Source organism: Facivitalis istanbulensis, from assembly GCF_040560405.1.
Taxonomy (GTDB): Bacteria; Pseudomonadota; Alphaproteobacteria; order Sphingomonadales; family Sphingomonadaceae; genus Sphingomonas; species Sphingomonas istanbulensis.
The window spans coordinates 29,402-42,437 of record NZ_JAVSCQ010000002.1 but is presented as its reverse complement, the minus strand read 5'-3'; the positions used below and the strand labels follow the sequence as shown (position 1 = coordinate 42,437).

Annotated in this window: 14 protein-coding genes; 8 read left to right on the top strand and 6 right to left on the bottom strand. The window is 66.9% G+C overall.

Annotated elements, in window-relative coordinates; genetic code table 11:
• Positions 1-61: 61 nt before the first annotated feature.
• Complete coding sequence (gene secG / locus RN629_RS01695) at positions 62-433, bottom strand: preprotein translocase subunit SecG (RefSeq protein ID WP_407033531.1); 372 nt, start codon at positions 431-433, stop codon at positions 62-64.
• A 255-nt stretch (positions 434-688) separates the two neighbouring features.
• On the opposite strand from secG, the gene RN629_RS01690 reads away from it, so the two are divergent.
• The 8 genes from RN629_RS01690 to eda all read left to right on the top strand — a co-directional run bounded on the left by RN629_RS01690 (position 689) and on the right by eda (position 7,930).
• Positions 689-1,009 (top strand): MarR family transcriptional regulator, encoded by a 321-nt coding sequence (locus tag RN629_RS01690; protein WP_407033718.1) that lies wholly within the window; start codon positions 689-691, stop codon positions 1,007-1,009.
• The gene (locus tag RN629_RS01685; RefSeq protein WP_407033530.1) at positions 945-1,319 is read left to right on the top strand and encodes an SH3 domain-containing protein; all 375 of its coding nucleotides are present in this window, start codon (positions 945-947) and stop codon (positions 1,317-1,319) included. Before RN629_RS01690 ends, RN629_RS01685 begins: the two co-directional genes overlap by 65 nt.
• Entirely contained in the window at positions 1,316-2,242 is a 927-nt protein-coding gene (gene argC / locus RN629_RS01680) for an N-acetyl-gamma-glutamyl-phosphate reductase (RefSeq protein WP_407033529.1), read from the top strand. Before RN629_RS01685 ends, argC begins: the two co-directional genes overlap by 4 nt.
• 8 nt (positions 2,243-2,250) lie before the next feature.
• Positions 2,251-3,714: a glucose-6-phosphate dehydrogenase gene (gene zwf, locus RN629_RS01675; protein ID WP_407033528.1), complete on the top strand. Its 1,464-nt coding sequence runs from the start codon at positions 2,251-2,253 to the stop codon at positions 3,712-3,714.
• Positions 3,715-3,817: 103 nt separating this feature from the next.
• Entirely contained in the window at positions 3,818-4,528 is a 711-nt protein-coding gene (pgl, locus tag RN629_RS01670; protein WP_407033527.1) for a 6-phosphogluconolactonase, read from the top strand.
• Positions 4,525-6,342, top strand: a complete 1,818-nt coding sequence (gene edd / locus RN629_RS01665) for a phosphogluconate dehydratase (protein WP_407033526.1) — start codon at positions 4,525-4,527, stop codon at positions 6,340-6,342. Before pgl ends, edd begins: the two co-directional genes overlap by 4 nt.
• A 20-nt stretch (positions 6,343-6,362) precedes the next feature.
• Positions 6,363-7,328: a glucokinase gene (gene glk, locus RN629_RS01660; protein WP_407033525.1), complete on the top strand. Its 966-nt coding sequence runs from the start codon at positions 6,363-6,365 to the stop codon at positions 7,326-7,328.
• Complete coding sequence (gene eda, locus RN629_RS01655) at positions 7,325-7,930, top strand: bifunctional 4-hydroxy-2-oxoglutarate aldolase/2-dehydro-3-deoxy-phosphogluconate aldolase (protein WP_407033524.1); 606 nt, start codon at positions 7,325-7,327, stop codon at positions 7,928-7,930. Before glk ends, eda begins: the two co-directional genes overlap by 4 nt.
• Before the next feature lie 144 nt (positions 7,931-8,074).
• Here the strand turns inward: eda and mltG are convergent, their stop codons facing one another.
• The 5 genes from mltG to fabD all read right to left on the bottom strand — a co-directional run bounded on the left by mltG (position 8,075) and on the right by fabD (position 12,892).
• Positions 8,075-9,043, bottom strand: a complete 969-nt coding sequence (mltG, locus tag RN629_RS01650; protein WP_407033523.1) for an endolytic transglycosylase MltG — start codon at positions 9,041-9,043, stop codon at positions 8,075-8,077.
• Between the two features lie 241 nt (positions 9,044-9,284).
• Entirely contained in the window at positions 9,285-10,541 is a 1,257-nt protein-coding gene (fabF, locus tag RN629_RS01645) for a beta-ketoacyl-ACP synthase II (protein WP_407033522.1), read from the bottom strand.
• Between the two features lie 123 nt (positions 10,542-10,664).
• Positions 10,665-10,901 (bottom strand): acyl carrier protein, encoded by a 237-nt coding sequence (locus RN629_RS01640; RefSeq protein ID WP_007403554.1) that lies wholly within the window; start codon positions 10,899-10,901, stop codon positions 10,665-10,667.
• A 240-nt stretch (positions 10,902-11,141) separates the two neighbouring features.
• On the bottom strand, positions 11,142-11,882 hold the full coding sequence (gene fabG, locus RN629_RS01635) for a 3-oxoacyl-[acyl-carrier-protein] reductase (RefSeq protein ID WP_407033521.1): 741 nt from the start codon (positions 11,880-11,882) through the stop codon (positions 11,142-11,144).
• Positions 11,883-11,932: 50 nt separating this feature from the next.
• Positions 11,933-12,892 carry an ACP S-malonyltransferase gene (fabD, locus tag RN629_RS01630; protein WP_407033520.1) on the bottom strand — a complete coding sequence of 320 codons (960 nt, stop codon included), beginning with the start codon at positions 12,890-12,892 and terminating at the stop codon, positions 11,933-11,935.
• Between the last annotated feature and the right edge of the window lie 144 nt (positions 12,893-13,036).

Genomic DNA, 13,036 nt, shown 5'->3' with positions numbered 1-13,036 from the left:
AGATGCGCGCCGACGCGATTCGTCGGCGGCGCATGGGCCTCGCTGCGATGAAAAGCCCGGATTAGCGGGCGAGCGGCACCGCCGAATTGTCCGCGGGCTGCGTCGCCGGAGCAGCGGCATTGCCGTTGGGGACCGGCGCGGTCTCGGGCTGCGTGACCGGAGCCTGCGCCGCCGGGGTGCGGGCCAGCGACGTATCGATGGCGGGTGCGCCGCGCGTCGCGGCCAGCACCGCCAGAAGGATGGAGAAACCGACGAACGCGGTGGCCAGCACCGCCGTCGCCCGGCTGAGGAAATCCGCCGCGCCGCGCGCCGACATCAGGCCCGACGGGCTGCCCCCCATGCCCAGACCGCCGCCTTCCGACCGCTGCATGAGGATCACCGTGACCAGGGTCGCGGCGATGATGGCGTGGATGACGAGCAGGAAAGCGAACATGAGGCGCGGGTGATCCCAGATAAGGGGTGTGCGAAAGCGCGCACATAGGCGAGGCTGGCCCCGCGATCAACCTCGCCCCGGCGCAGCCCCGATGCCAGGACGCGCGCCGTGATGTTTGCGGATGCAGGCCGATGGTGGAAACCACTGCCAGTAAAGGGCGTTATGACATCGAAACAACGCCCGGCAAAGCCCGGATCAGCTATTGGAATCGCTATCGTGTCCTATCCACACGAACCTCAGTCGCTGCTGGCCTGGATGGGAGCCCTTGTCGATTATGTACGGTCGGGGGAGCCCGATCTGACCAATCGCCAGATGGCCCTGCTGCTCGTCGTCTACCTTCGTCCCGGCCCGCATACGGTGCGTGGTCTGGCACGCGCCTTGAACGTCTCGAAGCCGGTCGTTACCCGTGCCTTGAATCGACTGGGAACGCTGGGCTATCTGCGCCGCCAACGCGATGATAGCGACAAGCGTAACATCTTTGTCGCCAGGACACCTGAAGGGGCGGACTTTCTTGAAGAATTCGGACATTTCATCGGCGCTGGCGACGCCCCTGCCCTCCAGCGGGTCAGCGCGTAAAAGCTTCGCGCTTCAGGGGCGCACGGTCAGCCTCGACCCTCGAACCAACGCCGTCCGCCCCGACCTGGCCGATATACGCCTGGCCGAATATGTATTCGCGCCCCATTATGCGGCCCCGAAATCCTATCGCACGACAGCGGCGGTCAGCCTGCGCGCGGCCCGCCCGATCGACAGCGATGTGCTGGCCGAACTGACCACGGGCGAAGCCATCGAGGTCCTCGAGCTGGCCGGCGGTTACGCATGGGGCATCGTTCCCCATCTCGGCCTGGTCGGCTATTGCGATGCATCGCCGCTGGAGCCCGTGCAATGACCAAGACGATCTTCATCGATGGCGGCGCGGGGACGACCGGGCTGGAAATCACCGACCGGCTGGCCGGTCGCGCCGATCTCAACATCCTCACCCTGGCCGAGGACCGGCGCAAGGATGCCGGCGCCCGGCGCGAGGCGATCAACGATGCCGATTTCGTCATCCTCTGCCTGCCCGACGAGGCCGCGCGGGAGGCGGTGGCGCTGATCGACAATGACCGGACGCGGGTGGTCGATGCGTCCACCGCGCATCGCACGGCCGATGGCTGGGTCTATGGCCTGCCCGAACTCGAACCTGGCCATGCCGAGCGCATCGCGCGGGCACGCTACGTCTCCAATCCCGGCTGCTATCCCACCGGCTTTCTCGCCCTGGTCCGTCCGCTGGTCCGCGCCGGGCTGATCCCCGCCGACTGGCCGGTGTCGGTCAACGCGGCCTCCGGCTATTCGGGTGGCGGCAAGGCGATGATCGCCGAATATGAAAGCGCGACCAACCGCGCCTTTCGCCCCTATGGCCTGTCGCTGGCCCACAAGCACGCGCCCGAGATGCAACGCCATTCGGGACTGGTCCATGCGCCGATCTTCGCGCCCGCCGTCGTCGACACCTATCGCGGCATGGTGGTGGAGGTGCCGCTGGCGCTCCACGCCCTGCCCGGCCGCCCCACGCTGGAGCGGATCGCCGAGACGCTGGGCGAGGCCTATGCCGGCAGTCCGATCGTCACCGTCGCCCCCGGCGATATCGGGGCGGTGAATATCGAGGAAAATGCCGGGACCGACCGGATGACCTTGCGCGTGTGCGGCAATGCCGCCACGGGTCAGGCCAGACTGATCGCCACGCTCGACAATCTGGGCAAGGGAGCCGGGGGCGCGGCGGTCCAGAACCTGAACATCATGGCCGGACTCGATCCGACCGCCGGCCTCGTCCTTTAGGAGACGTCATGACGCGCAATCCCGTTGGCAAGCTGCTGCTGTTCGGCGCGACCGGCGACCTGTCGCAGCGGATGCTGCTGCCGTCGCTCTTCAACCTCCACGCCGATGGCCTGCTGCCCGAAGGGCTGACCATCACCGGCACGGCGCGGTCGGATCATGACGATGCCAGCTTCCGCGAGTTCGCAGCCAAGGCGCTAGACACCTTCCTGCCCGAGGATCGCAAGAAGCCGGAATGGATCGACGGCTTCCTGAAGCGATTGCAGTATCAGGCGCTCGACGCCTCCTCGACCGAAGGCTTTCCGGCCTTGGCCGAGAAGGTCGGGGACGTCTCGGACGGCCTCGCCATCTATCTCTCGACCGCGCCCAGCCTGTTCGAATCGACGATCAAGGGCCTCGAATCGGTCGGGCTGGCGGGCGATACGGTCCGCATCGGGCTGGAAAAGCCGCTGGGCTACGACCTCGCCTCCTCGAAGGAAATCAACGACGCGGTCGGTTTCGGCTTCCCCGAGGAGCGGACCTTCCGCATCGACCATTATCTGGGCAAGGAAACCGTCCAGAACATCCTGGCGCTGCGCTTCGGCAATTTCTTCTTCGAGCCGATCTGGAACGCGCACGGCATCGACAATGTCCAGATCACCATCGCCGAGACGGTGGGGCTGGAGGATCGGGCGGGCTATTACGAAGGCGCGGGCGCGCTGCGCGACATGGTGCAGAACCATATCCTGCAACTGCTGGCGCTGGTCGCGATGGAACCGCCCGCCCGCTATGACGGCACCGCGATCCGCGACGAAAAGGCCAAGGTCTTCCGTTCGCTGCGCCTGATGACACCGGAGGAAGTGCCCCACAACACCGTCACCGGCCAATATGTCGACGGTGCGGTCGGCGGCAAGATCGTCGGCTCCTATGCCGATGAACTGGGCAAGCCGTCCAAGACCGAGACCTTCGTCGCGATCAAGGCGCATGTCGACAATTGGCGCTGGCAGGGCGTGCCCTTCTACCTGCGCACCGGCAAGCGCATGGCCACGCGCCGCTCGGAAATCGCGATTCAGTTCAAGCCCGTGCCGCACTCGATGTTCGCGGGGCGCGGGGGTATCCTGCAACCCAATACCCTCATCATCCGCCTGCAACCCGAAGAATATATCCAGTTGCTGGTGATGGCGAAGGAGCCGGGCCTGGATCGCGAGGGGCTTCGCCTGCGCGAGGTGCCGCTGAACCTGTCGCTCGATGCCGAGTTCGCGGGCACCCGTCGCCGCATCGCCTATGAACGGCTGCTGCTCGACCTGATCGAGGGCGACCAGACGCTGTTCGTCCGCCGCGACGAGGTGGAGGCGCAATGGACCTGGATCGACGCGATCCGCGCGGGCTGGAACGCCAATGACGTCAAGCCCAAGACCTATCCCAGCGGTAGCTGGGGGCCGTCGGCGGCAATTGCGTTGACCGAGCGCGACGGCGTGACCTGGCAGGACGACTGACACCTCCCATCCTCTTCGGGAGGGTGGACGACATTGGCGCTCGTGCGGCCCGCCCGACCCGGCGGGCCGTGAACCGCGCCGGACATATCAGGACACAGATGACATGACCGACGAAATCGAATGGTGGGATTACGAAGACGCCGCCGAAATGGCGGGCGCCCTGGCGGGCGATATCCAGTTCATCATCGAAAGCGCGATCGAGGCACGCGGTGCGGCGGTCATCGCGCTGTCGGGCGGCAAGACGCCGATCCCCGTTTATGAGAAGCTGGCCCAGGCCAAGCTGGACTGGAAACGGGTGACGATCGTTCCCGCCGACGAACGGATCGTGCCGCTGGGCGATCCGCTGTCCAACGTGACGATGATCGGCAAGATCTTCCTGCCCAAGGGGGCGCGGGTGATGCCGATCGTGCCGCAGGCAACGTCGGACTATAAGGCCGCCGGTCGCTCGGCCGACGCGCTGATGCAGGAACTGCACTGGCCGCTCGATCTGGTGCTGCTCGGCATGGGTGGCGACGGGCACACCGCGTCGATCTTCCCCGGCCCCGATTTCGATGAAGCGCTCAACGGCCCCAAGGAACGGCGCGCGCTGGGCGTGATGCCCGATCCGCTGCCCCCCGAGGCGCCCGTCGCACGCGTGACGCTCAGCCGGGCGGGCATCGTCTCCGCGCGTTCGATCATGATCGCGATTTCGGGCCCGGCCAAGAAGATGGTGCTCGAGGACGCGATCAAGGAAGGCGCATCCTCGCCCTATCCGATCGGCCGCGTGCTGGCCGACGTCGAACTGCCGATCGACATTCACTGGAGCGAGCAATGAGCCTGAACGCCGCCGTCTCGGCCGTCACCGACCGGGTCATCGAGCGCTCCCGAACGGGCCGCAAGGCCTATCTCGACCTGATCGCGCGGGAAGCCGAAACGGCGGTGCGTCGCCCCAATCTGGGCTGCGCCAACCTCGCCCATGCCTATGCCGGGACCGAGGAGGACCGCGACGCCATGAAGGCGGATCGCGGCATGAATATCGGCATCGTGTCGGCCTATAACGACATGCTGTCGGCGCACGCCGTCTATTATCGCTACCCCGAACTGATGAAGCTTTGGGCGCGCGAGGTCGGTGCGACCGCGCAGGTGGCGGGCGGCGTGCCCGCCATGTGCGACGGCGTGACGCAGGGCTATGCGGGCATGGAACTGTCGCTGTTCAGCCGCGACACCATCGCGCTGTCGACGGCGGTCGCGCTGAGCCACGGCACGTTCGAGGGCGCAGCCTTGCTCGGCATCTGCGACAAGATCGTGCCGGGCCTGCTGATGGGCGCGCTGCGCTTCGGCCACCTGCCGATGATCCTGGTCCCCGGCGGTCCGATGCCCACCGGCCTGCCCAACAAGCAGAAGGCCGCCGTCCGCGAAGCCTTTGCCGAGGGCAAGGCGGGACGCGACGACCTGCTCGATGCCGAAATCGCCGCCTATCATTCGAAGGGCACCTGCACCTTCTACGGCACCGCCAACACCAACCAGATGATGATGGAGGTGATGGGCCTGCACATGCCGGGCGCCGCCTTCGTCAATCCGGGCACCAAGCTGCGCCAGGAACTCAGCCGCGCCGCCGTCCACCGGCTGGCCGCGATCGGGCAGCGGGGCGAGGATTACCGGCCGCTGGGCTGGTGCGTCGATGAAAAGGCGATCGTCAACGCGGCGGTCGGCCTGCTGGCCACCGGCGGCTCGACCAATCATCTGATCCACCTGCCCGCCATCGCGCGCGCGGCGGGGATCGTCATCGACTGGGAGGATATGGATCGCCTCTCCGCCGCCGTACCGCTGATCGCGCGGGTCTATCCCAACGGATCGGCCGACGTGAACGGGTTCGAGGCGGCGGGCGGCATGCCCTATGTCATTCGCGAACTGCTGTCGGCGGGGCTGCTCCACCGCGACATCCTGACCGTGGCGGGCAAGGACCTGTCCGATTACGCCCAGACCGCCGTGATCGAAAACGACACGCTCGACTGGAAGCCGGTCGGCGAGAGCGGTGACGAGACGATCCTGCGCTCCGCCGCAGCGCCCTTCTCGCCCGATGGCGGGATGCGCATCCTGTCGGGCAATCTGGGCCGCGCCTGCATCAAGGTGTCGGCCGTTGAGCGCGAACGCTGGGTCATCGAGGCCCCGGCGCGCGTCTTCGCCGACCAGTTGGAGGTGCAGGCCGCGTTCAAGGCGGGCGAACTGGAACGCGACGTGATCGTTGTCGTCCGCTTCCAGGGGCCGAAGGCGAACGGCATGCCCGAACTCCACAAGCTGACGCCGCCGCTGGGCGTGCTGCAGAATCGCGGGTTCAAGGTGGCGCTCGTGACCGACGGCCGCATGTCGGGGGCGAGCGGCAAGGTGCCCTGCGCCATCCATCTCAGCCCCGAAGCGATCGGCGGCGGCGCGATCGGCCTCATCCGCGACGGCGATATCATTCGGCTGGACGCGGTGGCGGGCCGGCTCGATGCGCTGGTCGATCCGGTGGAATGGGCCGCGCGCCAACGGGCCGAGACGCCCGCGCCGGTGCAGGGCATGGGCCGGGAATTGTTTGCGCTGTTCCGCCAGGCCGCCGACGAAGCCGAAAAAGGCGCGTCGCCCATATTGGCCGGCGCGGGCCTGTAACGAAAAGAGGGGAGAGGATCATGGAAATCGTCGCGGTCGACATCGGGGGCACGCATGCGCGCTTCGCGATCGCCGAGGTCGAAAATGGGCGCGTCGTCAAGCTGGGCGAGCCCTGTACGCAGAAGACCGCCGAACATGCGTCGCTCCAGACCGCGTGGCAGGCGTTCGAAGCCCATATCGGCCGCCCGCTCCCCAAGGCCGCCTCGCTCGCCATCGCCTCACCGATCACCGGCGACGTGATCCGCATGACCAACAATCCCTGGGTCATCCGCCCCTCGCTGATCCCGGAGCGGCTGGGCGCCGACGTGTACACCGTCATCAACGATTTCGGCGCGGTCGGTCATGCCGTCGCCCAGGTGCCGGAGGAGGATTTCCTCCATATCTGCGGCCCCGACGAGCCGGTGCCCGAACAGGGCATCGTCACCGTCTGCGGCCCCGGCACCGGGCTGGGCGTCGCACAGGTGCTGATGACGCCGCAGCGTTATCACGTCATCGAAACCGAGGGCGGGCATATGGACTATGCTCCGCTCGACGGGATCGAGGACGCCATCCTCAAGCGATTGCGCCGCACCTATACCCGCGTGTCGTGCGAGCGGATCTGCTCCGGCCCCGGCATCGTCGCCATCTATGAAACGCTCGCCACGCTGGAGGGCCGCCCGGTGCCCAGCCGCGACGACCGCGAAATCTGGACCGAAGCGCTGGAGGGGACCGATTCGATCGCGCTCGCCGCGCTCGACCGCTTCTGCCTCGCCCTCGGTGCCGTCGCGGGCGACTTCGCGCTGGCGCAGGGGGCCAAGACCGTCGTGATCGCGGGCGGCCTCGGCTACCGGATCAAGGACAAGCTGCTGCGCTCGGGCTTCGACCAGCGCTTCGTCGCCAAGGGCCGGTTCCAGTCGCTGATGGCGCGGATCCCCGTCAAGCTCATCACCCATCCCCAGCCCGGCCTGTTCGGCGCGGCCGCGGCCTTCGCACAGGAGCATTCATGACCGACATCGCCACCATCATGCGCACCAGCGCGGTCATCCCCGTGCTGGTCATCGACGACGCCGCCACCGCTCGCCCGCTGGCCGAGGCGCTGGTCGCGGGCGGCCTCAAAGTGCTGGAGGTGACGCTGCGCACCCCCGCCGCGCTGGAGGCGATGGCCGAGATGAAGAAGGTGCCCGGCGCGATCGTCGGCGCGGGCACCGTCGTCAACGAAGCGCAACTGCGCGACGTGGCGGATGCGGGCGCGGAATTCATCGTCTCGCCGGGCCTGACCGACCGGCTGGGCGCGGCGGTGATCGAGAGTGGCATCCCCTATCTGCCCGGTATCGCCAATGCGGGCGACATCATGCGCGGGCTGGACCTGGGCCTGACCCATTTCAAATTCTTCCCGGCCGAAACCAGCGGTGGACTGAAGGCGCTGAAGGCCCTCGCCGCGCCCTTCTACCAGGCGCGCTTCTGCCCGACCGGCGGCATCACCGAGGCCAGCGCACCCGACTGGCTCGCCTTCGACCGCGTGCTGTGCGTCGGCGGCAGTTGGGTGACCGGCGGCTCGATGACCGATGTCGAGGCCAAGGCGCGCGCGGCGGCGGCGCTGCGCGACTGATCCAACCCGGGCAGGGGGTCGCCATCGCGCGAGCGGTCCCCTGCGTCGGCCCGGAATAACCGGCCAGCGGCTGCGCAAAAACCCGCCATAGTCGCGCTGGACGGTGCGACGACACGCGCTCCCGGCAGCGCAAACTGCCCGGCTCTACATCTCGCCGCGCTGGCGGCGGATCGCGTACCATTTCTGCACATTGGCATTATGCTCCGCCAGCGTGTCGGCGAAGACATGGCCACCCGATCCGTCCGCCACGAAATACAGCGCCTTGCTATCCGCGGGGTTCAGCACTGCGTCGATCGAGGCCCGCCCCGGATTGGCGATTGGCCCAACCGGCAGGCCGGGGCTGGCATAGGTATTATAGCCGTTCTTGGCATGAAGCTCGGACCGCAGGATGCGCCGGCCGAGCGGACGCCCCCTCGTAATCGGATAGATCACGGTCGGATCGGCCTGAAGCGGCATGCCCAGGCGCAAGCGGTTGCCATAGACCGCCGCGACCGTCCGCCGCTCGGACGGCTTGCCGGTTTCCTTCTCGACGATCGAGGCCAGGATGACCGCCTCTTCCGGCGTGCCGACCGCAATGCCCGGCTGGCGAGCGGCCCAGGCTTTGGCGAGATAGTCCTTCATTGCCTTCTGCATCCGCGCGACGACGGAGGCGCGGGTATCGCCCTTCTGATAGGCATAGCTGTCGGGCAGGATCGATCCCTCGGCAGGCACCGGCACATCGCCGGTCAAGCCATCGGCGCGCATCAGCGCGTCATGGACCAGAACGGAAGGATAGCCTTCGGGCACCGGCACCAGCCGCTGGCGCACCTTCCCCTCGCGCAGCAGGGTCAGCACGTCCGACGCGCTGGCATGTTCGGGAATGGCATATTCGCCCGCCTTGATCGCCCCGCCATCGCCGAACAGCCGGGCATAGAGCCGGAAACGGCCAGCCGATCGGATCGCACCCGCCTTTTGCAATTCGGTCGCGGCGCGGGCCAGGCTTGCTCCCTCGGGCACCACAACGGCGAGCGGCTTGTCTGCCGGGCCACGTCCCGCCCAGTCATGCGCGACCCAAGCGAATAGGGCGATGCCGATCAGCCCCAGCAGCAACCCGAAACAGCCGACCTTGCGCATATCTCACCCGGACTTGAGGGGCCGTGCGGCCCGGACAGGAAACGACCCCGGTGACGGTCCGGGTCCGTTGCGATCAGGCCGATGGCGTGGGCCGAACCATTTTGCAACCGGACCTGGCCAGCGCCGGGGTCGTTCCATTTCTTCGCCCCCTCCCCGGACAGGCCCCCAAGCGTCCATCCCGCTCCGGCAGGACAGCAAGCCCAGAGCCCCGGCACAGTGCGTCGGGAACGTCCTGGAAAGATCAGATCTTCTTCATCACCAGCGAGGCGTTGGTGCCCCCGAAACCGAACGAATTGTTCAGCACCGCGCGCACTTCACGCTTCTTGGCGACCAGCGGCACCAGATCGACGCCTTCAGCTTCCTCCGACGGATTGTCGAGGTTGAGCGTCGGCGGCACGATCTGGTCGCGCATGGCGAGGATGCAGAAGATGCTTTCCACCGCCCCCGCGCCGCCCAGAAGATGGCCGATCGCCGACTTGGTCGAGCTCATCGACAGGCCGCCGATCGCGTCGCCGAACAGCCGCTTGACCGCGCCCAGCTCGATCATGTCCGCCATGGTCGAGGTGCCGTGCGCGTTGATATAGTCGATGTCGGACAGGTCCAGACCCGATTTGCGCATCGCCATTTCCATCGAGCGATAGGCGCCCGCTCCTTCGGGCTCCGGCGCGGTGACGTGATAGGCGTCCCCCGACAGGCCATAGCCGACGACTTCGCAATAGATCTTCGCGCCGCGCGCCTTGGCCCGCTCATATTCCTCCAGCACGACGACGCCCGCGCCCTCGCCCATGACGAAGCCGTCGCGGTCGCGATCATAGGGACGGCTGGCCTGCTCGGGCCGGTCGTTGAAGCTGGTGTTTAGCGCACGCGCCGCCGCAAAGCCCGCAATGCCCAGCGGACAGATGGCCCCTTCGGAACCACCGGCCAGCATCACATCGGCATCGTCCAGCGCGATCATCCGCGCCGCATCACCGATCGAATGCGCCCCGGTCGAGCAGGCGGTGACGACCGCATGGTTCGGGCCCATCAGGCCGTATTTGATCGAAACCTGACCCGAGATCAGGTTGATGAGGCGGCCATGCACGAAGTGCGGCGAGACGCGGCTCGGCCCCTTATTCTCGCAGACCAGCGATTCGCTGGCGATGCCCGGCAGGCCGCCGATGCCCGCGCCGATCGAACACCCTGCGCGGAACCGTTCCGCCTCGGTCATTTCGGTCAGCCCGGCGTCTTCCAGCGCCTGTCCGGCGGCATCGATGCCATAGATGATGAAGGGATCGACCTGCCGCTGGACCTTGTGGTCGACCCGCTTGTCGGGGTCGAAGCCATATTCGTGATCCTTGGGCTTCACCTCACAGGCGATGCGGCATTTCTGATTCGACGCATCGAAACGGGTGATGGGACCGGCACCGGACTTTCCGGCGATCAGATTGGCCCAGGACGTTTCCACATCGGCACCCAAAGGCGTGACGAGACCCAATCCGGTTACGACGACGCGCCGCATACTCTACTCCATTCCACAACGAAAACGGCTCCCCGCCCGCTAGTCGGGGTCGGGGAGCCGCTTGAAACCTGGCCTACGCGGCCCGTGCGGCCCGCATCCTGTGCGGGCCGACTGGCCCCGGAATTAGGCCTTGTTCTCGTCGATATACGTGATCGCGTCCTTGACGGTCGTGATCTTCTCGGCGGCGTCGTCCGGAATTTCGACACCGAACTCTTCCTCGAACGCCATGACGAGCTCGACGATGTCGAGGCTGTCGGCACCGAGATCGTCGATGAAGCTCGCGTCCTCGGTCACCTTGTCGGCTTCGACGCCGAGATGCTCGACGACGATCTTCTTCACGCGGTCGGCGGTCTCGCTCATGGTAATCCCTTCTCGTAATTCATCGGGGGTTGGTAATTCCTGAACGCACGTAGAACGCGCGTCCATATCTGGCAAGCCCGTCCAGCGACGGACTTACGCCTGTATCGGATCATTCATGCCCTTTTCGGGGCTTGGCGACTTTGTACGGAGGCACCGGACACAGGGCCTGCAGCGGCCGCCCCCTCTCCACCGCGCATTCCATGGAACGGATCGGGCAGGAAAGCGGCTCGACACCGCTTCTTACAGCATCGCCATGCCGCCATTGACGTGCAACGTCTGGCCGGTGACGTAACCCGCTTCCTTCGACGCGAGATAGACGACCGCCGCGCCGATATCCTCGCCCTTCCCCAGATCACCGGCGGGAATTTTGGTCAGCAGCGCGGCCTTCTGCGCCTCCGGCAGAACATCGGTCATCGCCGAGCGCATGAAGCCCGGTGCGACACAATTGACGGTGATATTCCGGCTCGCCAGTTCCTGCGCCACCGCCTTGGACATGCCGACCAGCCCCGCCTTGGATGCCGCGTAATTGGCCTGGCCCGGATTACCCGTCGCGCCGACGACCGAGGTGATCGAGATGATGCGGCCGAAGCGCGCCTTCATCATCGGCTTGGCGGCGGCGCGGATCAGCCGGAACGCAGCTTCCAGATTGACGCGGATCACCTGATCCCATTCGTCATCCTTCATCCGCATGGTCAGGTTGTCGCGGGTTACGCCCGCATTGTTGACCAGGATGTCGAGCTTGCCGCCCAGCGCTTCGACCGCCTGCGGGACGAGCGCATCGACCGCGGCCGGGTCGGACAGGTTGCACGGCACCGCGACATGGTCACCGCCCAACTCGGCCCGGAAGGCTTCGAGTTTCTCGACATTGGAGCCGGACAAGGCGAGCCGTGCGCCCTGCGCGGCCAGCGCCCTGGCCACCGCCGAGCCCAGGCCGCCCGAGGCGCCGGTCACGAGGGCGGTCATTCCTGTCAGGTCGAACATATGTAAATCCTTGTGATGTCGGTTCACGCGCCCGGCGCGGGAAAATGCGTTCAGAGCTTGGCGAGCAGCCCCTCGATATCGTCCATCGCCACGACGCTGACCGCCTCGGCATCAGGGGCGATGCGCTTGACCATGGGGCCAAGCACCCTGCCACCGAACTCGACGAACTGCGCCACGCCCGCCGCCTGCATCGCCAGCACCGATTCGCGCCAGCGGACCATGCCCGTCACCTGCTGGACGAGCAGCGTCCGGATCGTGTCGGGATCGGCGACCGGCGCGGCCTCGACATTGGCATAGACGGGGACCAGCGGCGCGCGGATCGTCGCGCCCGCCAGCGCCGCAGCCATGGCGTCGGCGGCGGGCTGCATCAACGGGCAGTGGAACGGCGCCGACACGGGCAACAGAACGGCACGCTTGGCGCCCAGATCCTTGGCCAGCGCCACGGCCTTTTCGATGGCCGCGCGATGGCCCGAAATGACGACCTGCGACGGATCATTGTCATTGGCGACGGTGCAGACCAGTTCCTCGCCGGTCTCGGCCCGGACCGAATCGACCGCTGCGGCCGCGATGGCCCTTGCCTTTTCCAGATCGGCGCCCAGCAGCGCGGCCATTGCCCCCTCGCCCACCGGCACCGCCGCCTGCATCGCCTGACCGCGCAGCTTCAACAGGCGCGCCGTCGTCGGCAGGTCGATCGCATCGGCCGCGCACAGCGCGGTATATTCGCCTAGCGAGTGGCCCGCGACGAATTCGGCCTTCTCCGACAGGCGGACCCCGCCCTCCTTCTCCAGCACGCGCAGGGTCGCGATGGCATTGGCCATGATCGCGGGTTGCGCATTCTCGGTCAGGGTCAGTTCGTCGGCCGGCCCCTCGACCATCAGGCGATAGAGATGCTGGCCCAGTGCCTCGTCGACCTCCTGGAACACCTCGCGGGCGACCGGGCTCGCCTCGGCCAGCGCCTTGCCCATACCCACGGCCTGGCTGCCCTGGCCCGGAAAGATGAATGCACGCATGTGTCGTTCTGCCATGAAACGGTAATAGGATGGCCCGCGCGGTAGAAAGGTCGCACGCCGCTGGCAAGGGTCGGTGATTCGCAGCTCCCTTCCGCGCTTGCCTTTTGCCGGCAAATCGCTATGAGCGCTGACACCATTGGGCGG